Annotated in this window: 18 protein-coding genes and 2 pseudogenes; 14 read left to right on the forward strand and 6 right to left on the reverse strand. The window is 53.4% G+C overall.

The annotated features are described in order from the left end of the window. Positions 1-327: 327 nt before the first annotated feature. Complete coding sequence (locus ABD013_RS02800; RefSeq protein ID WP_343801967.1) at positions 328-720, reverse strand: hypothetical protein; 393 nt, start codon at positions 718-720, stop codon at positions 328-330. A 111-nt stretch (positions 721-831) separates the two neighbouring features. Here ABD013_RS02800 and ABD013_RS02805 point away from each other — a divergent pair. From ABD013_RS02805 to ABD013_RS02815, 4 genes and pseudogenes are all read left to right on the forward strand, one after another. Beyond that, positions 832-1,113, forward strand: a pseudogene (locus ABD013_RS02805) (anti-phage BREX system Lon protease BrxL); the annotation flags it as partial. Between the two features lie 99 nt (positions 1,114-1,212). Further along, positions 1,213-2,184, forward strand: a pseudogene (locus ABD013_RS02810) (IS5 family transposase). A 149-nt stretch (positions 2,185-2,333) separates the two neighbouring features. Continuing rightward, positions 2,334-2,477: a transaldolase family protein gene (locus ABD013_RS18465; RefSeq protein WP_425543379.1), complete on the forward strand. Its 144-nt coding sequence runs from the start codon at positions 2,334-2,336 to the stop codon at positions 2,475-2,477. 506 nt (positions 2,478-2,983) lie between these two features. Next, positions 2,984-3,280: a DUF1840 domain-containing protein gene (locus ABD013_RS02815; protein ID WP_343801969.1), complete on the forward strand. Its 297-nt coding sequence runs from the start codon at positions 2,984-2,986 to the stop codon at positions 3,278-3,280. Positions 3,281-3,292: 12 nt separating this feature from the next. On the opposite strand, the gene ABD013_RS02820 is transcribed toward ABD013_RS02815, so the two are convergent. From ABD013_RS02820 to hmgA, 3 genes are all read right to left on the reverse strand, one after another. Continuing rightward, positions 3,293-4,446 (reverse strand): IS3 family transposase gene (locus ABD013_RS02820; RefSeq protein ID WP_343801972.1). Its coding sequence is split into 2 segments (ribosomal slippage): positions 3,293-4,206 and positions 4,206-4,446, totalling 1,155 coding nucleotides; the frame shifts between segments, so codons are not numbered across the junction. Positions 4,447-4,620: 174 nt separating this feature from the next. Then, complete coding sequence (gene fahA / locus ABD013_RS02825; protein ID WP_343801975.1) at positions 4,621-5,925, reverse strand: fumarylacetoacetase; 1,305 nt, start codon at positions 5,923-5,925, stop codon at positions 4,621-4,623. 3 nt (positions 5,926-5,928) lie between these two features. Further along, positions 5,929-7,227 carry a homogentisate 1,2-dioxygenase gene (hmgA, locus tag ABD013_RS02830; protein WP_343801980.1) on the reverse strand — a complete coding sequence of 433 codons (1,299 nt, stop codon included), beginning with the start codon at positions 7,225-7,227 and terminating at the stop codon, positions 5,929-5,931. Between the two features lie 166 nt (positions 7,228-7,393). Between hmgA and ABD013_RS02835 the strand changes: the two genes are divergently transcribed. Next, complete coding sequence (locus tag ABD013_RS02835) at positions 7,394-8,197, forward strand: IclR family transcriptional regulator (protein WP_343801983.1); 804 nt, start codon at positions 7,394-7,396, stop codon at positions 8,195-8,197. Positions 8,198-8,230: 33 nt separating this feature from the next. Here the strand turns inward: ABD013_RS02835 and maiA are convergent, their stop codons facing one another. Next, a complete protein-coding gene (gene maiA / locus ABD013_RS02840; RefSeq protein WP_343801985.1) occupies positions 8,231-8,869 on the reverse strand; it encodes a maleylacetoacetate isomerase in 639 nt (212 codons plus the stop codon). A 261-nt stretch (positions 8,870-9,130) separates the two neighbouring features. Between maiA and ABD013_RS02845 the strand changes: the two genes are divergently transcribed. Together ABD013_RS02845 and ABD013_RS02850 are read left to right on the forward strand one after the other, a co-directional pair. Next, on the forward strand, positions 9,131-11,494 hold the full coding sequence (locus ABD013_RS02845) for a cytochrome P450/oxidoreductase (RefSeq protein WP_343801988.1): 2,364 nt from the start codon (positions 9,131-9,133) through the stop codon (positions 11,492-11,494). A 135-nt stretch (positions 11,495-11,629) separates the two neighbouring features. Next, entirely contained in the window at positions 11,630-12,667 is a 1,038-nt protein-coding gene (locus ABD013_RS02850) for a TRAP transporter substrate-binding protein (RefSeq protein ID WP_343801992.1), read from the forward strand. A 57-nt stretch (positions 12,668-12,724) separates the two neighbouring features. Here the strand turns inward: ABD013_RS02850 and ABD013_RS02855 are convergent, their stop codons facing one another. After that, positions 12,725-13,402, reverse strand: a complete 678-nt coding sequence (locus ABD013_RS02855) for an IclR family transcriptional regulator (protein WP_343801994.1) — start codon at positions 13,400-13,402, stop codon at positions 12,725-12,727. Positions 13,403-13,601: 199 nt separating this feature from the next. On the opposite strand from ABD013_RS02855, the gene acsA reads away from it, so the two are divergent. From acsA to ABD013_RS02890, 7 genes are all read left to right on the forward strand, one after another. Continuing rightward, entirely contained in the window at positions 13,602-15,389 is a 1,788-nt protein-coding gene (gene acsA / locus ABD013_RS02860) for an acetate--CoA ligase (RefSeq protein ID WP_343801997.1), read from the forward strand. 29 nt (positions 15,390-15,418) lie between these two features. After that, entirely contained in the window at positions 15,419-16,417 is a 999-nt protein-coding gene (gene pdhA / locus ABD013_RS02865) for a pyruvate dehydrogenase (acetyl-transferring) E1 component subunit alpha (RefSeq protein ID WP_343802000.1), read from the forward strand. Next, a complete protein-coding gene (locus ABD013_RS02870; protein WP_343802002.1) occupies positions 16,414-17,421 on the forward strand; it encodes an alpha-ketoacid dehydrogenase subunit beta in 1,008 nt (335 codons plus the stop codon). The genes pdhA and ABD013_RS02870 overlap by 4 nt, the downstream gene beginning before the upstream one ends. Then, positions 17,414-18,595: a dihydrolipoamide acetyltransferase family protein gene (locus ABD013_RS02875; protein WP_343802005.1), complete on the forward strand. Its 1,182-nt coding sequence runs from the start codon at positions 17,414-17,416 to the stop codon at positions 18,593-18,595. The genes ABD013_RS02870 and ABD013_RS02875 overlap by 8 nt, the downstream gene beginning before the upstream one ends. After that, entirely contained in the window at positions 18,592-18,849 is a 258-nt protein-coding gene (locus ABD013_RS02880; protein WP_343802008.1) for a phosphopantetheine-binding protein, read from the forward strand. The genes ABD013_RS02875 and ABD013_RS02880 overlap by 4 nt, the downstream gene beginning before the upstream one ends. 160 nt (positions 18,850-19,009) lie before the next feature. Further along, positions 19,010-19,429 (forward strand): YccF domain-containing protein, encoded by a 420-nt coding sequence (locus ABD013_RS02885; protein ID WP_343802012.1) that lies wholly within the window; start codon positions 19,010-19,012, stop codon positions 19,427-19,429. 60 nt (positions 19,430-19,489) lie between these two features. After that, positions 19,490-20,068, forward strand: a complete 579-nt coding sequence (locus ABD013_RS02890) for a nucleoside deaminase (RefSeq protein ID WP_343802015.1) — start codon at positions 19,490-19,492, stop codon at positions 20,066-20,068. Positions 20,069-20,659: the final 591 nt, after the last annotated feature.

A 20,659-nucleotide genomic window follows, 5' to 3' on the forward strand; every position in this document is an offset into this window, starting at 1 on the left:
GGTTGAATCTACGATTTTAACGGATATTCAGAGTGATTATTTGATATAGCAGAGAGAAAATATAGTCCGGGAGCAAAGTCCACGCCCACCTCGAAGTAGATCAGTTCAGGCTTTGTTCTGACTACAAGGGTATGATTTTATAAGCGTGATGATGAGTGATAGATAGCAAAGTCTATTGCAAGCCATACTGTGAGTATGAAACTCAGTAAATACTGATCTAATCAAGCCATTGATGCCTCACCTAAGGTCTGGAGTGTATACTTGGTAAGACAGTTCCTGGATAACTTGTGGTATAACCATAACAGTAAAATTTATAGAGTTGTTTATTTAATGCAGTAAGTTTCTCAACCAAGTATTCGCCGCATACCGGCCTGCGTTATCTCTTTCATGGGATTTGAGGCCATACTCCGCAGCGCCAGTGATCCAACGTCTCCGGTATTCCTCGAGTGCCGCTATACGTGCCTGATGTCCTTTACCAACCAGCACAGCATCAATGAACTGCCGGTCTTCTGGCAATAGTGAAAGATCATGTAACGGATCGTGGTTGATGAGCTCATGGACTACTTGGGGCTTCCATGCCCCCATGAAACGAACCACGTCATCGCTAACGGCACTAAGTGGAGTCAACCTGACCCGGTTGTCGGGTAACAGCTCAGCGGTAACCCCGTATTGAGCAAGATAGCGAAGAGCGAAGTCCATCAGAAGCAGGTGTAGTGGCATAGTGAATCTGGCCACCTGACTTTGGGTACTAGTGCTGCTGGATGAAAGCGGCAACGTGCTGGCGAAAAAGCCGACACGGGTCGGTGACGAATAAGACTGGGAGAGAGATACGTGGAACTGGATGCTCTGGATAACAAGGCCGCAGAGGTTTTTGAAGGCTACATCGTGCGCAAGGATCTGGTGCGGACCTTTGCCCGCCAGTTTCCGGTGCCGACCTATGTGGTCGAGTTTATGCTGGGGCGTTACTGTGCTTCCACCCATCCCGAGGAGATCGAAGAGGGCCTGGAAATTGTTCAGCGCCAGCTGGCCTCCCGCACGGTACATGCCGGTGAAAAGGAGCTGTTCAAGGCTCGCGCCTATAAGAAGGGCGCGGCCAAACTGATCGATTTCGTCAGTGTCCGCTTTGTATATGGACTCCTCCTGTTTAGGGAAGGTGTGATCAAGTCCGCCACATGGGATAATGCTGGCTGCACATGGTCGAGGACGCATAGGATGGATCAGCAACTTACATCCGCGGACAGCGAATTCAGCAACAAGCGCCGCCAGACCCGCAAGGAAAAGTTCAAGGCCGAATGGACTAGCTGATCCCATGGGCGCGTCTTGAAGCTGTTATTGAGCTTCACTACCCCAAAGCTGGCAACGGCCGCCGGCCATATCCGTTGTCTACTATGCTGTGGATTCACTGCATGCAGCAGTGGTATAACCTCAGTGATCCAGCCATGGAAGATGCACTGTACGAGATTGCTTCAATACGGCTATTTGCAGGCTTGTCACTGGATAAAGCCATCCCCGATCACACCACCATTGTGAAGTTCCGGCACTTGCTCGAACGCCACGATCTGGCCCGACAGGTTTTTAAAGAGGTGAACCAATGGCTGTCTGAGGCCGGTGTCCTTCTGAAAGAGGGCTCACTGGTTGAGGCCACTATCATCGAAGCCCCCAGCTCTACCAAGAACAAAACGGGCGAGCGTGATCCGGAGATGCATCAGACCAAAAAAGGCAATCAGTGGCATTTCGGCTTGAAAGCTCTTATAGGTGTGGATGCCCGCACCGGCATCACACACCGTTTCAGCACAACTGCCGCAAATGAGCATGATCTCAATCAGGCTGACCAGCTACTGCACAGTGAAGAAGCATTCATCTTTGCGGACGCCGTGCATCGTGGTGCTGAGAAGCGAGATGAGCTGAAGCACCATCAGGCTGGCTGGCATATTGCAGAGCAGCCGAGACGCCTGAAGGCCCTCAAGCAACATTCCCGTATCAATAAAGTCAGAATCCAGACCGAGTATCTTAAGGCCAGTATCCGTGCGAAAGTTGAGCATCCGTTTCGGATCATCACGTGTCAGTTCGGCTTTGTAAAAGCCCGCTATCGTGGCTTGAAGAAAAAAGACAGCAAGCTGGCCATGCTGTTCGCGTTGGCATAACGTTGTGCGGGTGGACCAGATGTTGAGAGCACAGGGTTAATCCGTCTGTACTGCCTGAAAAGGCGGTTGCAGTCGGTTAAAAAGGGGAAAACGTACCCATTTTATGCGCCCCGACACAGAGAAAATACAGTTTTAATCGCTCTGGAAGGGCTTGTTCATACGTTCCCTATTGAATATAAAAGATAAAAAATGCTTATTTATAATCGAGTGGGAACTCGCGCGGGTATCCCTGCTATTGAGGAGACGATTTTCGCTGGCGTCCCGGTGAATGTGACTTTGTTGTTCTCGCGCGAGCACTACATCGCCGCCGCCGAGGCCTATATTGCGTGGTAACGAACGGCGTATTGCCGCTGGACTCGATGCCAGGGTAGCGTGCGTCGCATCGCTTTTCGTCAGTCGCTGGGATGTTGCGATTACGGATGAGGTTCCACAGGCACTACGTAAACGTCTCGGATTGCCATCGCGATGCGCACCTGCAGGGCTTATCATGATCTGTTGAGCACACCGTGTAGGGCTGGTACCAGGCCGCAGCGCCTGTTGTGGGCCAGCACCGGGACCAAGAACCCGGCTGCCGCAGACAGACTATGATATAAGTGCACTCGCCGCAGCCGATACAATCAATACGCTTCCAGAGAGGACGCTGCTGGCCTATGCCGACCATGGCAAAGGCGATGTCGCCTTGCCGCCCAACTACAACGCGAGGGTGTTCAGGCTTTTGCCAACTCCTGGCACGCCCTGTTGGACTGTATTGCCCCAAAAAGCGTTGCAATGAACCCGTCTGGTTAGACAGATGATTGCGCACGCTGGCTCAAACGCATTATTCATTCAAGGAGAACCCTATGCTTGTAACATTTACCACTGAGGCCTATGCAGACATCACCATGTTTGGGGATGTTGCCCTCACGTTGCTGAAAATGATGGGGCACAGCGCCACTGTGCCCGGCGCAATTCTGGCAGCCGATGTGCCTGAAGCTTTGCAAAAGTTAACTCTCGCGGTAGAGGCAGAAGATACGTCGCCGCCTGTTGAAGAAGATGATGAGAACGACTCCCCAGTGAGTCTGTCAAATCGTGCACTGCCTCTTATTGAGCTTCTCACTGCCGCGTCAAAGGCGGGCGCTAACGTAATGTGGGAATGAAAAAATGGGGTTCTACCCCGTTTCCACGGACGGTTTTAAAACGGCGGAAAACTTCAAATCCTGAGTGGCGACTCTACGCCGCATCCTGGGATTATGGAACCGCTCAATGTAGTCAAAGATATCACTGCGTGCTTCGTCCTGAGTCCGATAGTCTCGATGGTGAATGCGTTCACGCTTGAGCACTCCGAAGAAGCCCTCACAGGCTGCGTTATCACCACAGTGGCCGACAGCACTCATACTACTGATTAGGCTGTTCTTGTGCAGACAGCGCTGGAAGTCTCCACTGGTAAATTGGGTTCCGCGATCTGAATGCACTATCACAGGTGTAGATCCCTTACGTTGCCAAACAGCCATCTCAACCGCCCGTACTACCATGTGGCGATCCTGGCGGTGATGCATTGACCATCCGACGACCAGCTTGCTGAACAGATCGATGACCACGCACAGGTAAAGTTTTCCTTCCTGCGTGGTGATTTCCGTTATATCCGTTACCCATTTGGTATTCGGTTCAAGCGCGGTGAAGTCACGCTCCAGGTGATTCCGAATGCCTTCAGGACGTAAGGACGATCTGCGCACACCGCGCCGCTTCTTCCTCGGCCAGCCTTGGATGCCATTCGCTGACATCAAGCGGGCCACCCGATTCAGGCTGACGGCATTGCCTTCAGCGACCAAGTCCTCATGCATCCGTGGTGCCCCGATTATGCCGCCACTATCCATATGGATCTCGCGAATACGCTTTAACAGGCGCTGATTTGCGTTATCCCTGGCTGAAGCAGGTTTCGATGCCCACGCGTAATATCCACTGGCCGATACCTTCAGGCATCGGCACATCAATCGTATCGGAAAGTCATTGCAACAGTGTTGGATGGCCTGATATCTCAGGACGACTCTTTGGCGAAGAACACTGCCGCTTCGCGCAAAAAATCGCGTTCCTTTTTAACCCGGGCCAGCTCCCGTTTCAGACGCGCTAACTCCTCATCTCTGGGGGAGCCGGATCCCTTAAAGGCCTTGTCGGTTGTCTCATCGGCTTCACGTCGCCAGCGAGACAATACGTTTGGGTTCACGCCGATCTCCAAGGCTATCTGACGACAGCTGACACCCGGTTGTCGGGTCAAAGCAACGGCCTCTCGCTTGAACTCGGCGCTGTATTTTCTGCGTTGGGTCATAAACACTCCTTTGGCACATTGTGCCTCTTTTCAGAAGTGTCCGCAGTAACGGGGTAGAACCCGGGCAGGTCATTAAATCTAAAAGTTACCCGAAAAAGCCTCCGCACGAAGGCAGAGGCTTTTACAGGTGTTAGCTACCTGAATGCAGGTGGGGTTTAGGGTAGAGTCGTCTGTTCAGGTGGCTGCCTTGATGATGCCACGGCAGAATCCAAAGCCAATAGATGGGTAGCCATCTTTACAGCATCGAGCAGACAGGATGACTTCGTCACCGTCTTCAAGGAAAGTCCGGCTTTCTCCTGAAGGCAATTCAATGGAAGACTTCCCGCCCTGTGTCAGTTCCAGCATGCTGCCGTACTGGTCGAGCTCCGGGCCTGATATCGTGCCAGACCCCAACAGGTCTCCAGGCCTGAGATTACAACCACCGACCGTGTGGTGAGCGATCATCTGGGCAACACTCCAGTACATGTTCAGGCTGTTGCTCAAGGCGATGCGTGCTGGGGGAATGTTATTGTTGCGCATCTGTTCTGTGCAAAGCAGAACTTCCAGCTGTATGTCGAACGCGCCTCTCTGTTGATCTTGCTCATCCAGCAAATACGGCAGAGGTTGAGGGTCTCCTTCGGGGCGAGCAGGCTGGGCGCAACGGAAAGGTTCTAAAGCCTCTGCGGTAATAACCCAGGGGGAGACAGTGCTGGCAAAGCTTTTAGACAGGAAAGGCCCCAGTGGTTGGTATTCCCAGGCCTGGATATCACGCGCAGACCAGTCATTCAGAAGACACAGACCGGCGATATGTTCAGGAGCCTTTTCGATCGGAATTGGGCGTCCAAGTTCATTGCCCTCTCCGATCCAGATGCCTAGCTCAAGTTCGAAATCCAGACGTTTACTGGGGCCGAACTGGGGAGACTCAGACCCCGGAGGGCAGGTCTGCCCGTTGGGGCGCGTGATCTCCGTGCCTGATGTGCACACGGACGATGCGCGTCCGTGATAACCGATGGGGACGTGTTTGTAGTTAGGCAGCAGAGGATTATCGGGGCGAAATAATTTACCCACATTGTTGGCGTGGTGGATGCCAACATAAAAATCAGTGAAATCACCAACGGTTGCCGGCAGGTGCATTGTGCATTCATCCTGGGGATGGAGAACAGAGGCGAGTGATTGCTCAAGGTGCTCCTTATAGGCACTGTCTGCCTGAAGCAGGTTGATTAATGCTGCCCGAAACGCCCGGCGTGTTCGTGTACCCAGTGAGAAAAAATGATTCAGGCTGTTTTCACTGGCTGCCTTAGCGGCTGTAGCGGCCTCTCCCTCGAACAGTCCCAAAGCAAGTGCTGCCGGGATGTCAAACACCTGATCACCGATTGCAACGCCGCCGCGTGGAGTGTCCCCGCGAAGGCTGAAAATACCCAATGGCAGGTTTTGCAGTGGGAAATCGGGATGACCGTTTGCTGAGGGCACCCAGCTGTTCAAAGATGTTTCGCTACTCATGGGTCAGACTCCTGTCGGATCGAAAATTTTAGCCATACCGGACCAGCATTGATCATAGCCTTGCTGCAGCAGGGGAGATTCCAGGGCGAACTCAGTGGGACGTAATACCTGTCCACTTTCAAACATGAAAGCCATCGTGTTTTCGTAGCGGTGGGGTTTCAGTTCGGCCTCAATCGCCTGCATGGTGCTTGCATTATCAGGGCCGTGTGCGCTCATACAGTTGTGCAGTGATGCACCTCCGGGTACAAAGCCACCGGCTTTTGCGTCGTACTCTCCCTCGATGAGCCCCATAAATTCGTTCATCAAGTTACGGTGGAACCAGGGCGGACGGAAGGTGTTTTCTGCGACCATCCAGCGAGGTGGGAAAATCACGAAATCAACGTTGGCCTGACCCGGCACAGCACCGGGAGAGGTGAGTACGGTGAAAATCGAAGGGTCTGGATGGTCAAAGCTGACCGTATTCATGGTGTTGAAATGGCGCAGATCATATCGATAGGGCACGTGGTTACCATGCCAGGCGACCACGTTAAACGGTGAATGGTCCAGTTGTGTTGTCCAAAGTTCACCACAGAATTTCTGTACCAACTCAACCTCGCCCTCGATATCTTCATAGGCGGCGACAGGGGCTTCGAAGTCGCGAGGGTTGGCCAGACCGTTGCTGCCGATTGGACCCAGGTCAGGGATGCGAAGTGGCGTGCCGTGATTTTCGCACATATAGCCGCGGGCGGAGGCATCAGCCAGCTCGACTCGGAATTTGATTCCTCGGGGAATCACCGCGATTTCAAGCGGGCCAACCTCAAGTACTCCAAGCTCTGTTGTGATTCTAAGGTTGCCGGATTCAGGAACAATCAGGCATTCACCATCCGCATTGAAAAAGGCGCGCTGCATGGAACGGTTTGCCGCGTACAGATAGATGCTGATGCCAGAAGGCTGTTCAGGATGTGCGGTAGCAGCCAAGCAAGACAGCCCTTCCAGAAAGTCTTTGGCCTCAGCTGGGATCTCGGGCGGGCTCCAGCGAAGTCTGTTGGGGTTCACCTTGCCTGGAGTGTTGCCTGGTATCTGCTGCGCAAGGCGGGTGAATTGCCCGTGGCTAGCAGAAGGCTTGATGCGATACATCCAGGTTCGGCGCATCTCTGAGCGGGGCACCGTGAAAGCTGTACCGGACAGCTGTTCGGCATAGAGACCGTATGGAGCTTTTTGAGGTGAGTTCTGTGCCTGGGGCAGGGCACCTGGCAAGGCTTCGCTGCTGAAATGATTACCGAAGCCGCTCAAATAGCTGAGTTCTGAAGGTCTGGAGTCCATTGTTGCCTCGCTTTATTTTTATTAGTGCGTAACCAAATTACGATAAGCGTAATTAGATGGTATTCCCGGGTCAAGTGCCTTCTAATGCTTTAAAATCATGAGTCGTTAGGTCTGATCACGTCAGGTGATGAAGTCGGACGGTTTTGATTGATAAGGGAGAAAGGCATTGACGGCAGGTGTCGAAGAAAAACCAGGCAGTGGTCCACGACGGCAGAAAGTGCAGTCAGCCCAGATTGGCACTGATATCTTGAAAGGACTTGCAGAGCTGAGTCCGTCAACATCACTTTCAAACCTTGCAGCTCATGTCGGCATGCCGGCCAGTAAGGTCCACCGATACTTGCAGGCATTAATCGCAAGTGGTTTTGCAGAGCAAGATCCCGGTACGGGGCATTACTGCCTGGGACGGGAGGCGCTTTTTGTGGGAATGGCGGCGCTCAGAAGTCTGGACGTGGCCAGGGAAGCACTGCCAAAGCTGATAGAGCTGCGTGATGAGTTTAATGAAACCTGTTTTCTGGCTGTCTGGGGCAACCAGGGACCGTCAGTGGTGCATGTCGAGAAACCTGCACGGGCGATTACCGTTGTGACACAGGTAGGCTCTGTGCTGCCGCTGCTCTGTTCATCCACTGGGCTTGTGTTCAGTGCATTCCTCCCTGAAGCGGATACGCAGCATGTGATGCAGCAAGAACTGACTTCGCCGATGTCACCTACTAGAGCAGAGTTGGATCAACAATTCGCGCAGATTCGTTCGCGAGGCATGCATGCTATTCATGGTCTGCTGATGACCGGGGTGAATGCACTTTCGGCACCGATTTTTGCTGTTGGTAATACAGTGGCAGGTGTGATCACTATGGTCGGAGCCGAACCCAGCTTCACTGCAGATCTCTCAGGTCCTCATGCAGAGAAACTGTTGGCAGTTACGCGGGCTATTTCGGAAAGAATGAACGGGGTTATGCCTGGCAGCACGCAGTGATGCTTGCTTCATTGTGCTGTCAGGCATATCAATTCAGCTGGTTTGTGGCTTATCCAGTTGAGAGTCGGGATGGGCTGCAATGAAAGCGGGATGCGCCAGCGCCAGCTTCTCGACACGAAGAATGCGCGGTAAAGCGCTCAGGTCAACATTGAACCTGCGGGCCGCGTAAAGCTGCGGCAGCAGGTACACATCTGCAAGGCCCGGCTCTCCGAAGCAAAACCCCTGCTCACCGATTAGCTGCTCCACTGCATGCAACCCTTCACCAATCCATTTTGCCAGCCATTGAGCTATCTGCTCTTCCGAAATATTCAGTGCACGTAGTTGGTTCAATACCGCCATATTGTGGAGCGGCTGAATGTCGCAGCCAATAATCGCTGCAACAGCTCTGCGTTTAGCGCGCTCGGCAGCGCCTTTGGGCAACAGGGCCGGGGTTGGGTAGCACTCTTCAAGATATTCAATGATGGCCGGTGACTGAGTAAGCAGCTCACCCTGCTCAGTTCTTAGTGCGGGGACCCTGCCTTGTGGGTTGAGTGAGAGATATGCCGGTTTATGGTGTTCTCCGCCATCACCAATCAAGTTGATGGGCAGATGTCTGCAATCCAGTTGCTTGAGTGCCAGAGCGATCCTGACTCTGTAGGAAGAGGTTGATCGATAGTAGGTATAGAGATCCATAAGGGCTGAGTCCAGTTGGGGATGTCACATGTTGTAATTCACTTACGTATAGTGGAATATCCTGTTTCATTGATAGATGTCAAGACGGGCACGTGTAAACCGCTGTCACGAGTGAACGGGTTTCGCTGTCAACTGCTGGAAGTGTGCCGGAATGGGGTCTTTGGGCTGCGTTGACTCATCGGATTGTGCTGGCCTAGTATGACCTTTGTTCGATAAAAAGAAACTAATGTCCGATATAAGTAAAATAATAAGGGTGCGTCCATGCAAAAAAACACTGTCCTCATCAATAAGGCCGAAACGCCGGCGGGTGTTTGTCCGTTTGCCCATGGTGCTATGGCCCCCGCGACAACTGATCCCCATGGCTGTCCTGTCTCTTCTGGTGCAGAAGCGTTTGATCCATTTGATTCTGCCTATCAGGCCGATCCCGCCGAGGTATTGCGATGGTCGCGTGATGATGAGCCGGTGTTTTTCAGCCCAAAGCTGGGCTACTGGGTTGTCACTCGCTACGACGATGTGAAAGCGGTTTTTCGGGATAACACGGTCTTTTCTCCAGCCAATGCTCTGGAAAAAATCACGCCGTCATCAAGCGAAGCCGAGTCGATTCTGAAAAAGTACAACTACGGTATGGCGCGTACGTTGGTAAACGAAGATGAGCCAGCGCATTTGGAGCGTAGGCGTGCGTTAATGTTTTCGTTCGCTCCTGAAGAGCTGTTGCACCATGAGCCGATGGTGCGTCGTCTGACTCGCGAATATGTTAATCGCTTCGTTAACGAGGGAAAGGCGGATCTCGTTAATGAAATGCTGTGGGAAATTCCACTGACGGTCGCCTTGCATTTCTTGGGCGTTCCCGAAGAAGACATGGGGACACTGCGAGAATATTCCATTGCACATACCGTTAATACCTGGGGGCGTCCTACACCCGAACAGCAACTTAAAGTAGCAGACTCAGTAGGTAAATTCTGGAATTACGCCGGTAAAGTGTTAGAAAAAATGCGGGATGATCCATCCGGCCATGGCTGGATGAAGTATGCGATCAGACGTCAGAAAGAGCTGCCGGAGGTTATTACGGACTCCTATCTGCACTCCATGATGATGGCTGGAATTGTGGCTGCGCATGAAACTACTGCTCATGCTACGGCTAATGCCTTGCGGCTGTTGCTGGAGAATAGAAGCACCTGGGACCGCATCTGCCAGGATGCGTCGCTGATTCCTCAAGCTGTAGAGGAGTGCCTGCGGCATTCCGGCTCTATTGTTGCCTGGCGGCGTGTGGCGCTTGAGGACACTGAAGTGGGGGGCGTCAAGATCCCCAAAGGGGGTAAGCTACTGATCGCGAATGCTTCGGCGAATCATGATGAACGCTACTTTGAAGACCCTGACAGCATTGATATTTTCCGTGATAACGCATCTGAACACCTGAGTTTCGGCTATGGCAGTCATCAATGCTTGGGTAAAAATCTTGCCCGAATGGAAATGTGCATCTTCCTGGAAGAGCTGACCAAGCGATTGCCACATATGCGTCTATCGGACAACCAGGACTTCAAGTATTTGCCGAACATTGCTTTCCGTGGCCCAGAAAATCTTTTTGTTGAGTGGGACGTGAGCCTTAATCCTGAAAAGACAGCACCCGAAATTCTCGAGACGTCGCAGGCCATCAAGATAGGGGCGCCTTCAAAGGAGGCGGTGTTTCGGGAAGTGGTAATCGATCAGATTCGACACGAAGCTGATAACGTTATTGGTATAACGTTAAAAAATCAGGATGGCAGTGACTTCCCCAAGTGGTCACCGGGTGCGCATATCGACCTGATGGTAGGCGAATTTACACGTAAGTACTCACTTTGTGGGTATAACGACACACCTAATACACTGGATGTTGCCGTACTCAGAGAGGAGAATGGACGGGGTGGCTCCAGGTATATACATGACACCTTAAAGCAGGGTGATACCCTGAAGATTAAAGGGCCTAAAAATAATTTCAGACTCGACGAAAAGGCTGAGCGCTATATTCTCATAGCGGGTGGTATAGGCATTACACCGATTTTAACCATGGCAGATCGTCTGGCAGGTCTCGGCAAGGACTACTGCATTCATTATGCCGGAAGCACCCGTTCGTCAATGGCTTTCCTGAACCGTCTTGAGCAGGATCACGCTGGGCGTTGTGAGCTGTATCCCAAATCAGAAGACAGGCGAGCAGATTTGAAGACGCTTGTGTCAGCGGCTGATGCAACAACGCGTATTTATGTGTGTGGGCCTGACAGAATGATCGAGACGTTGGAAGAATTGTGTGAACACCTGCCTGAGGATGTGCTTCACTTCGAACATTTCGCAGCAAAAACTGAAAGCTACGACACCAGCCAGGATAAGGCCTTTGAGCTTGTCCTTGCCAATTCTGGCATGGTTGTGACGGTTGAGCCTGGCCAGACCGCGTTGAATGCACTTAAGGCGGCAGGAGTTGAAGTCGAAAGTGATTGCGAAGAGGGGCTGTGCGGTAACTGTGAAGTCGAGGTTCTTGAAGGCGAGATTGATCATCGAGATAACGTGCTTGCGCGATCCGAAAAATCCGAAAACAAACGCATGGTAACTTGCTGTTCAAGAGCTAAAACACACTCAGTAAAAGTTGCATTATAAAGTCAGGAAGGAGAGTTTACTCTGATAGAAAAATGGTAGAGGAGATTACGTAATACCTAACTTAGGTGATGAGCAAGATCTGATCGTGATAAATCCTATGCTGTAGATATTTTTTATAAAACAGGAGCAATAATAATGATAAAAGCAAAACTGGCTAAAAGTATCGCTGCATTGGGCATAGGGCTTGCTATGTCCGCTACAGTTTCTGCACAAACGGTGATGAATGTCTCCACGTGGCTGCCACCCACTCATGCTCAGAATGCTGTGGTCTGGCCTACATGGGCAAAATGGGTAGAAGAAGCCACGGAAGGGCGAGTGAAGGTTAATGTAGAACGCACCTCGAACAATCCTGGTCAGTTATTTCAGCTGGTTGAAGATGGTGTAACGGACGCCGCATTTACGTTCCATGGTTTTGTCCCTGGACGCTTCCCGCTGCAGCAGATCGTTGAACTGCCGGGTCTGGGTGTGAATGCTGAAGCGGCATCTGTAGCCCATTGGCGTGTTTATGAGAAATACCTCAAACAGGCGGGTGAGCACGAAGGTCTTGTCCCGATAGCATTTTTCTCGCATGGGCCTGGTGTGATTCAGACGAACTTTCCCGTTAACACCCTTGCCGACCTTGAAGGCAAAAAGATCCGTATTGGCGGTGGGGTTCAGTCCAGGATCGGTGAACGTCTTGGCATTACGCCGGTTTCCGCTCCCGGTAATAAGGTCTATGAACTGCTGCAGCAAGGTGTGACCGATGGCGTGTTCATGCCGATGAGCGAGCAGAAGGCACAGCGTTTGGCTGAAGTTGCGCCCAATGTAACAGTACTGCCGGGTGGCATGTACATGGGCAGCTTTGCGATGTTCATGAATCCTGATTTTCTGGAGGGGTTAAGTCCAGAAGATCGTGAAGCAATTATGAGTGTGTCTGGCGAAAAACTGTCGGCTATGGCTGGTAAAGCCTGGGATGCCGCAGATTCGAATGCACTTGCATATGCCCAATCACAGGGGGGCAAGGTGACCCAGTTGAAGAGTACCGATGCGATTGCGACAGACTTTACCGAAAAGGTGAAAGGTCTGGATGAAGAGTGGATTCAGTCGGTAGCGGATACCGGTGTTGATGCTCGGGCGGCTTTGAACGAGTTGCGTGTAATAGCTAAAGCGTACTTTGCAGAACACAACCAATAATACTGGCCCATAGGGCGGGGTGGTCATATTGACCACCACCGCTCACGTTTTCCTGGGTTAAACTCCCAATTGCTCAGCCAGCTCTTGTGCAGTTTTACGCACGCCTTCTATAGCGCTTGGTGTATCCAGGTCGTCCATGGCGACGACACCTACGCAGCACTCCAAAGCTGTCTGGTTGTTCTGAGTCTTAATCGGACTGGCAACACCAACAGCGCCCGGCTGTAGATGCCCCTTGGTAATACAGTAACCGTCCTCGCGGGCCTGGGTGACTATTTCCGGCTCATCATCACATTGTGGTCGATTGGATAAAATAGCGATCCCTGCAGCCCCTTTGTTGAGGGGATGTCTGCTGCCGACTCGGTACCCCACTCTTAATATTCCTGTATTGCACTCCTCAACCATGATCACGTAGCAGTCGTCACCTTGGGCTACTGATACAAACGCGGTAGCGCCAGTTTTATTTGCCAATGCTTCCAGTAGGGGCTTAGCGACGGATCTGAGTTGGGGCTGGAAGCGGTGAGAGTACATCAGTGCCGTCGCCCCAAGACGGATCAGTCCTGAATCCGTCCTGACAACAAGCCCGTGATTTTCCAGTGTGGCGACGATTCTATAAGCGATAGCTCGGTTGATTTCCAGCTCTTCCGCGATCCTGGCCACAGTCACTCCGTGATCTGATCTTGAAATCAGATCTAGAGCATTGATGCCTCTGTCCAGAGTTTGGAGCGTATTTTTCATGGTGTGATATCTACTGGATAGGTGGTGAAATTATCTTAACAGGTACGATGTATTTATTGTGCCTTGTCTGACATGGGGGGCTTTGATCAGTTATTGGCTTTCAGTCATGCTCTGGAAGTAGTCATCCGTTTTGACACTAACCAATACCGGTCTATGCTGAAAACCACAACTAAAACAAGGCCAAGCGGAGGCTCGCCTCATGGCTTCCAGTACACCGGGCGCAGACGTTAACTATCCGGTCATACATAAAACAAGGTCTGCAGCTGACGCTGAGCCCAACCTGGACAATTACGAAGCAACCTGTGCGAACTTCGACTGGGCGAGCATTCGCGCGGAACTAGATGGTCTTCCAGGCGATCAGGGGATCAATATTGCCTATGAAGCGATTGACCGGCATGTGTCTAAAGGCCTGGGCGACAAGATCGCACTGCGCTGGCTGGGCAAGGATGGCACTGCACTCGAATACAGTTTTGATGCTCTGCGCCGTCAGACCAACCGCTTTGCCAATCTGCTGCAGGCGCTCGGTGTGGGGCCGGGCGACCGAGTGTTTGTGCTCTGCACCCGTATTCCCGAACTCTATATCGCTGCGTTGGGTACGCTGAAGCATCGTGCTGTGTTCTGTCCTCTGTTTTCCGCCTTTGGGCCTGAGCCTATCGCCGAACGTGTCAACGCCGGCGAAGGGAGGGTGTTGGTTACTACGCGCAAGCTGTACGAGAAAAAGATCGCACCTTACCGCGAGACGATGCCCAATCTGGAGTTCGTGTTGCTGGTGGATGAGGCTGGTGGCAAGAGCGAGTTGCCCGGCACCCGCGATCTGCTTGCCTTGATGGAGGCGGCGAGCGAGGAATACGTTATAGGGCCTACAGGTCCCGAAGATATGGCGCTGCTGCACTTCACCAGCGGCACGACCGGCAAGCCCAAGGGTGCTGTGCACGTGCACCAGGCCGTGATGATGCACTACATGACCGGCAAGTATGCGCTGGACCTGCATGAGGATGATCTGTTCTGGTGTACGGCTGATCCCGGTTGGGTTACCGGCACCTCCTACGGGATTATCGCGCCCTTACTGCATGGTGTGACCATGCTGGTGGATGAGCCCGATTTTGATGGCCCGCGCTGGTACAACATTCTGCAGCAGCAGGAAGTGACCGTCTGGTACACCGCGCCGACGGCGATCCGCATGCTGATGAAGCTGGGGACCGATCTGGCGCAGCAATACCACTTTCCCAGGCTGCGTTTTGTGGCCAGCGTCGGCGAGCCGCTCAACCCCGAAGCGGTAGTCTGGGGGCAGGAGGCATTGGGGCTGCCGATCCATGATAACTGGTGGCAGACCGAAACAGGCGGCATCATGATCGCGAACCTGCCGGTACTGGATATCCGCCCCGGTTCGATGGGGCGTCCCTTGCCGGGGGTTGAGGCAACGATCGTGCGTCATCTCGAGGGCGGAGGGATTGAAGAGATCTCCGAGCCAGATGAAGAGGGTGAGCTGGCGCTGAAGCCCGGGTGGCCATCCATGTTTCGTAGCTATCTGCACAATGAAGAGCGCTACAGCCGCTGCTTCGTGGATGGCTGGTACCTGACTGAGGATTTGGCGAAACGTGATGCTGATGGCTACTTCTGGTTTGTTGGGCGTGCCGACGATGTGATCAAGTCGGCTGGTCACCTGATCGGTCCCTTTGAGGTGGAAAGTGCCCTGATTGAGCATCCTGCGGTGGCAGAAGCCGGAGTGATAGGCGTACCTGAGCAAACGCTCGGCCAGATGGTCAAGGCATTTGTCAGTCTCAACCCGGGCTACACACCAAGTGAGGCGCTCAGGCGTGAACTTCTGGGCTATGCGCGCAAGCGTCTGGGGGCTGCGGTGGCACCGAAGGAGATCGCGTTTGAGGACAAGCTGCCGAAGACGCGCAGTGGCAAGATCATGCGGCGCCTGCTGAAGGCCCGAGAAACCGGCGAGACCCTGCGTGATATCTCGACCCTGGAAGACTGAAGCCAGGTTCCGCCGCGGAGAGCAAATCGATGAGTGAAGCAGTCGAACCCTTGCCGGATGATGTCGATGGAGAATACGCACTTAAGCTGTTTGCCGAGATGCTGCGTGTGCGCCGTTTCGAGGAAAAGTGCGCCGAAATGTACAGCGCGGGCAAGATCCGCGGTTTTCTACACCTGTATATCGGCGAAGAGGCTGTAGGTAGCGGGGTGATGCAGTCCGTTGCGTCCGAGGATGCGGTGGTAGCCACCTACCGCGAGCACGGTCATGCGCTGTTACGCGGTATCTCCATGAATGCAGTGATGGCAGAGATGTACGGCAAGCAGGAAGGGTGTAGCCGTGGCCGAGGTGGTTCCATGCATCTGTTCGACAAGGCGACGCACTTCATTGGCGGTAACGCCATCGTCGGTGGTGGTTTTCCGGTAGCGGTAGGGTACGCGCTCGCAGCCAAAATGCAGAATACCGGCGCTGTGGCCTGGTGTATTTTCGGCGAAGGAGCCATGGCGGAAGGTGAATTTCATGAATCGCTTAATCTGGCGGCTTTGTGGCAACTGCCGGTGGTGTTCTGCTGCGAGAACAATTATTACGCAATGGGAACCGCGCTGGATCGCTCGGAATCGGAAACGCACCTGGTGGATAAGGCGCGCAGCTACAAGATGGATGCCGAGGTGGTCGACGGCATGGATGTGCTGGCGACCGAAGCTGCAGCGCGTCGAGCAGCTGCTCATGCCCGTTCCGGCAACGGCCCCTATTTTCTGGAGTTTCAGACCTACCGGTTCAGGGCGCATTCCATGTTCGATGCAGAGCGTTACCGCAGCAAGGAGGAAGTACATGAGCATGAGCTGCAGGGCCCTTTGCGTATCTTTGCGGCGCGTCTACAGGCTACTGGTGTACTGGATGATGACAAGCGGGCTGTGCTGGAAGCCGAGGTCGCCAGCGAGATTGATGCGGCCGTGACCTTTGCCGAAGCCGGTACCCTGGAGCCGGTCAGTGAACTACGCCGCTTCGTCTATGTAGAGGATCGGTCATGAGCACCCGTGTGCCGGCGGGTATACGCGAGATCACCTACCGCGAGGCGGCACGGGAAGGGTTGCACGAGGCGCTCGAAAACGATGAGCGTGTTTTCCTGATGGGGGAGGATGTGGGCCGCTATGGTGGTTCTTATGCGGTCAGTCTTGGCTTCCTCGAAGAGTTTGGTCCCGAGCGTATTCGCGATACGCCATTGTCGGAGTCTGCGTTTGTCGGAGCTGGTATCGGGGCTGCGCTCGGTGGTATGAGGCCGATTGTAGAAATCATGACGGTAAACTTCAGTTTGTTGGCGGCCGACCAGATCATCAATACAGCTGCTTCATACCTTCACATGTCCGGTGGCCAGTTCAATGTGCCGTTGGTGATCCGTATGGCCACCGGTGGTGGCCTGCAACTGGGGGCGCAACACTCCCATAGTCTGGAAAACCTCTATGCTCATGTGCCCGGGTTGAAGGTACTTACCCCGGCCACGGTTGAAGATGTGCGTGGCATGCTGGCAACTGCGCTCGCTGACCCGAATCCGGTGCTGATCTTTGAGCATATCTTGCTGTACAACCGCAAAGGGCTATTGCCTGAAACCCCCGGTGCCGTCGACATCGATCGCGCCAGGGTGCGCCGCGAAGGGACAGGGGTGAGTTTGATTACCTATGGCGGGTCGTTATGGAAATGCATGGAAGCAGCCGAACGACTGGAGCAGGAAGGGATCGATGCCGAGATACTTGACCTGAGATCCCTGCGGCCGCTGGATGACGAGAGCATCATGGCGACAGTTGCCAAGACCCGTCGCGTGGTTGTCGTCGATGAGGGTTGGCGCAGCGGAAGCATCTCGGCCGAGATTACTGCACGTATCCATGAGCAGGCGTTTTATGAGCTGGATGTGCCAGTGGAACGCGTATGTGCTGCTGAGGTGCCGATACCCTATGCGAAACAGCTCGAAGACGCAGCCTTGCCACAGGTGGCGGATATTGTCGCGGCGGCCAAAAAAGTGGTGAGCGGCAATGGCTGACTTCACCATGCCGTCGCTCGGTGCCGATATGATAGAGGGGACGCTGGTCGAGTGGATGGTAGAGCCCGGCGACAAAGTCAAAAGTGGTGATGTGGTCGCGGTAATCGAGACATCCAAGGGGGCAATCGAGACCGAGATCTTTGTAAGCGGCACGGTACAAGAGTTGCTGGTTAAAGTTGGCGAGACTGTACCTGTGGGGACCGTGCTGGCCACCATCCGTAGCGTTGAGAACGTGCGGCATCCTGCTGAATCGGCGTCTGAGTCGGCCATGCCGATACCTCAGGAGTTAAAACCAGTAACGGTAGCAACATCCAGGCCCGTCGCTACGCTAAAAACCGGTATTGTTCGCGCCTCGCCGGCTGCACGCAAACTCGCCGCGGATCAGGGGCTTGATTTGGCTGATATCAGCGGCAGTGGCCCTGGCGGTGCCGTCACGCTTAATGATGTACAGGCTGCAGCTGGCATGAAGCAGGCCGGGCAGGAATCGGGGCGCGTCAGTCGGGGCTTTGACCCGGCGTCGATGCGTCAGGGTATCGCTGCCGCGATGGCGCGATCAAAAAAAGAGATTCCGCACTATTACCTGTCGACGGAGATCAACATGAAACCTGCGCAGCAGTGGTTGGCGGAGGAGAATGCCAGGCGCAAGATCAACGACCGACTGTTACAGGTGGTGCTGCCATTGAAGGCGATGGCCTTGGCGCTGCGAAAGGTACCCGAACTGAATGGCTTCTACAAAAATGGGGAGTTCAACCAGTCTGAACGGATACACGTGGGTGTTGCCGTGGCGCTGCGTGGCGGAGGTCTGGTTGCGCCTGCGTTACACGATGTGGACAGCAAAACGCTGGATGAACTCATGCAGGATCTGAATGACCTGATTACGCGTGCGCGAACCGGAATGTTACGCAGCTCTGAGTTGACCGACCCGACCATAACCTTGACCAATATGGGAGAAAACGGGGTGGAGGGGATTTTCGGCATCATCTACCCGCCCCAGGTGGCGATACTGGGTTTGGGAAAAGTCATGGAGCGGCCTTGGGTGGTGGATGGGCGGATTGAGGTTCGACCCGTCATGCTGGCGTCGCTGTCTGCGGATCATCGGGTCAGTGATGGGCATCGTGGCGCCGTATTTCTGAATACCCTGGATAAGTTGCTGCAGACACCGGAGGCATTGTGAGCAGACTGAGCAAAACACCCGAACAGACACATGCCATTTTGCGGCGGGAGCTGGAGAATATAGCGCCTGAGGCTGACCTTAGCCAACTGGATAACGACGCTGACATTCGAGAGGAGCTGGATATCGACTCCTTTGATTTTGTACGTTATATCGCGGCGGTTTGCGACGCCCTGGAACTCGATGTGCCGGAACTGGACTATATCGAGTTCACCACGCTTGCGCGGGCTGAAAAGTATTTAGGCACGCTTGGTTGAGGGGGCGGCAAACCTGGCGCAATTCAATTAAGGAACCATGCGGCTGTTACTCAGCTAAAAGAGCTGCTCGAGCCGGGGCCGGGCAAAATGCATCTGGCAGTGCGGGTGTGAGAGCGGTAGATTAAGGGATGAATCAAGCGGCAAAAAAGAGTGGGTCTGCATGTTGCGTCTGTTGGGTAACATTATCTGGTTTGTTCTCGGTGGGGTTGTGATGGGGTTGGCCTGGTGGCTGGTGGGCGTTTTGGCCATGATCACCATTGTGGGCATTCCCTGGGCGCGTTCCTGTTTTGTGATCGGTACCTTCTCGTTTTTCCCTTTCGGAAAGGAGGCGGTTAGTCGACGAGATCTGACCGGCGTTGATGATATAGGTACCGGTGCCTTTGGCCTTGTTGGCAATATAATCTGGTTCATATTTGCGGGTGTATGGTTGGCGATTGGGCATTTAATGTCGGCAGTGGCCTGCTTTATTACCATCATTGGTATTCCATTTGGTATTCAGCACCTGAAGCTGGCGCTTATTGCTTTGTCACCGGTTGGGCAGACCGTTGTCAGCAGTGATCGCCAGCGCTGGGTGGATTAAGCAATCAGAAAAGGAGCGCCGGAGTTCAGTGTTGACTGAATCAGCAAGCAAGGAGGCGAAATGGATACCTTACTGAATACAAATACGCCAATAACCGAGGCAGTGCTGGCGGCGATTGCACACATGCCAACCAAAAGCCTGTCGGTACTGATGGATGAGGCTTTTACCAAGCGCCTGAGTGACAGGGATTTCATGCGTATTGCCGTGCTGCTGGCGCAGAAAAGCTATGATGAAGGTGGCTGTCCCATAGGCGCGGTGATCATAGACCGACACACTCGCCAGATAGTGGGAAAGGGGCATAATACGCTGGTACAGGAAAGCCATCCCTACAATCATGGTGAAACCTCGGCTATGCGTGATGCGGGTCGTATCGATTTCAGCAAAACCGTGATGTTTACCTCGCTCAGTCCTTGTGATGTCTGTGCAGCCCTGATTCATATGCGCGGTTTCTCGCGCGTGGTGGTTGGGGATGTAACCAATGCCTGCGGTAACGAAGCGGTGTTGCAAGAAAAGGGAATGCAGGTTGATGTGCTGGAGGATCATGCTGGCGTCGAGCTTTATGCGCGCTACCGTGCCGAAAGGCCGGAACAGGATCTGGAGGACTGGCTGGGGCTTGCAGCCGTGAAGTTGCGAGGGTGAGGTAAAGCTGCGGGAGTGGGGGCGGTCTCCCTGGGCTGTAACGGACTGGCTGGGATATGGGCTGCTACAGCGTTCAGGCCAGGCGAGGAAGCCAGCCGGGGAAGCAGGGTTCCCAGCAGTCGAAAAGGCGTACCAATTCAGTCCCGCATTCCTTGCAGCGATAGATTGGGTGCGAATGGTGCTGGCTAATTTTGATCATTGCCTTGTGCGGCGATGCGTTAGTGCCCATTAAATTGCGGCAGTTATTGCATTCAGACATTTAAAAATACACCTTACTTATAATAGTTAATGCGTATATCTTATGTATATACATTAGACGCAATAAGATTATTTGTGAAGTGTTTGGAAATGAATAAATTATGACAACTCAGTTTTGCAATAATAGGTTGTATTGCGTTGCAGCAGGAGGTGTGAAGTGATCGCTATTGGCGGAGAGAGGTTCCCAGCGGTCATGTTCGTGAAGGTAAAAGGTCAGACAGGTCGTGCATTTGACCAGTTCGCTTTGGCTAATGTGGCTGATTGTCTGAAGGTCCTTGTGGCGTTTGCCAGTGCTGAGTAGCTGTTGGCAAGCCGGGCAATTACAAAGCATGT

It is taken from the genome of Marinobacterium maritimum, assembly GCF_039523155.1.
Taxonomy (GTDB): domain Bacteria; phylum Pseudomonadota; class Gammaproteobacteria; order Pseudomonadales; family Balneatricaceae; genus Marinobacterium; species Marinobacterium maritimum.

Excerpts from the sequence above, each read along its gene's own strand:
- ABD013_RS02800 (WP_343801967.1), bottom strand. The coding sequence starts at position 720 with ATGCCACTACACCTGCTTCTGATGGACTTCGCTCTTCGCTATCTTGCT.
- ABD013_RS18465 (WP_425543379.1), top strand. The coding sequence starts at position 2,334 with ATGCTTATTTATAATCGAGTGGGAACTCGCGCGGGTATCCCTGCTATT.
- ABD013_RS02815 (WP_343801969.1), top strand. The coding sequence starts at position 2,984 with ATGCTTGTAACATTTACCACTGAGGCCTATGCAGACATCACCATGTTT.
- fahA (WP_343801975.1), bottom strand. The coding sequence starts at position 5,925 with ATGAGTAGCGAAACATCTTTGAACAGCTGGGTGCCCTCAGCAAACGGT.
- hmgA (WP_343801980.1), bottom strand. The coding sequence starts at position 7,227 with ATGGACTCCAGACCTTCAGAACTCAGCTATTTGAGCGGCTTCGGTAAT.
- maiA (WP_343801985.1), bottom strand. The coding sequence starts at position 8,869 with ATGGATCTCTATACCTACTATCGATCAACCTCTTCCTACAGAGTCAGG.
- ABD013_RS02845 (WP_343801988.1), top strand. The coding sequence starts at position 9,131 with ATGCAAAAAAACACTGTCCTCATCAATAAGGCCGAAACGCCGGCGGGT.
- ABD013_RS02850 (WP_343801992.1), top strand. The coding sequence starts at position 11,630 with ATGATAAAAGCAAAACTGGCTAAAAGTATCGCTGCATTGGGCATAGGG.
- ABD013_RS02855 (WP_343801994.1), bottom strand. The coding sequence starts at position 13,402 with ATGAAAAATACGCTCCAAACTCTGGACAGAGGCATCAATGCTCTAGAT.
- acsA (WP_343801997.1), top strand. The coding sequence starts at position 13,602 with ATGGCTTCCAGTACACCGGGCGCAGACGTTAACTATCCGGTCATACAT.
- pdhA (WP_343802000.1), top strand. The coding sequence starts at position 15,419 with ATGAGTGAAGCAGTCGAACCCTTGCCGGATGATGTCGATGGAGAATAC.
- ABD013_RS02870 (WP_343802002.1), top strand. The coding sequence starts at position 16,414 with ATGAGCACCCGTGTGCCGGCGGGTATACGCGAGATCACCTACCGCGAG.
- ABD013_RS02875 (WP_343802005.1), top strand. The coding sequence starts at position 17,414 with ATGGCTGACTTCACCATGCCGTCGCTCGGTGCCGATATGATAGAGGGG.
- ABD013_RS02885 (WP_343802012.1), top strand. The coding sequence starts at position 19,010 with ATGTTGCGTCTGTTGGGTAACATTATCTGGTTTGTTCTCGGTGGGGTT.
- ABD013_RS02890 (WP_343802015.1), top strand. The coding sequence starts at position 19,490 with ATGGATACCTTACTGAATACAAATACGCCAATAACCGAGGCAGTGCTG.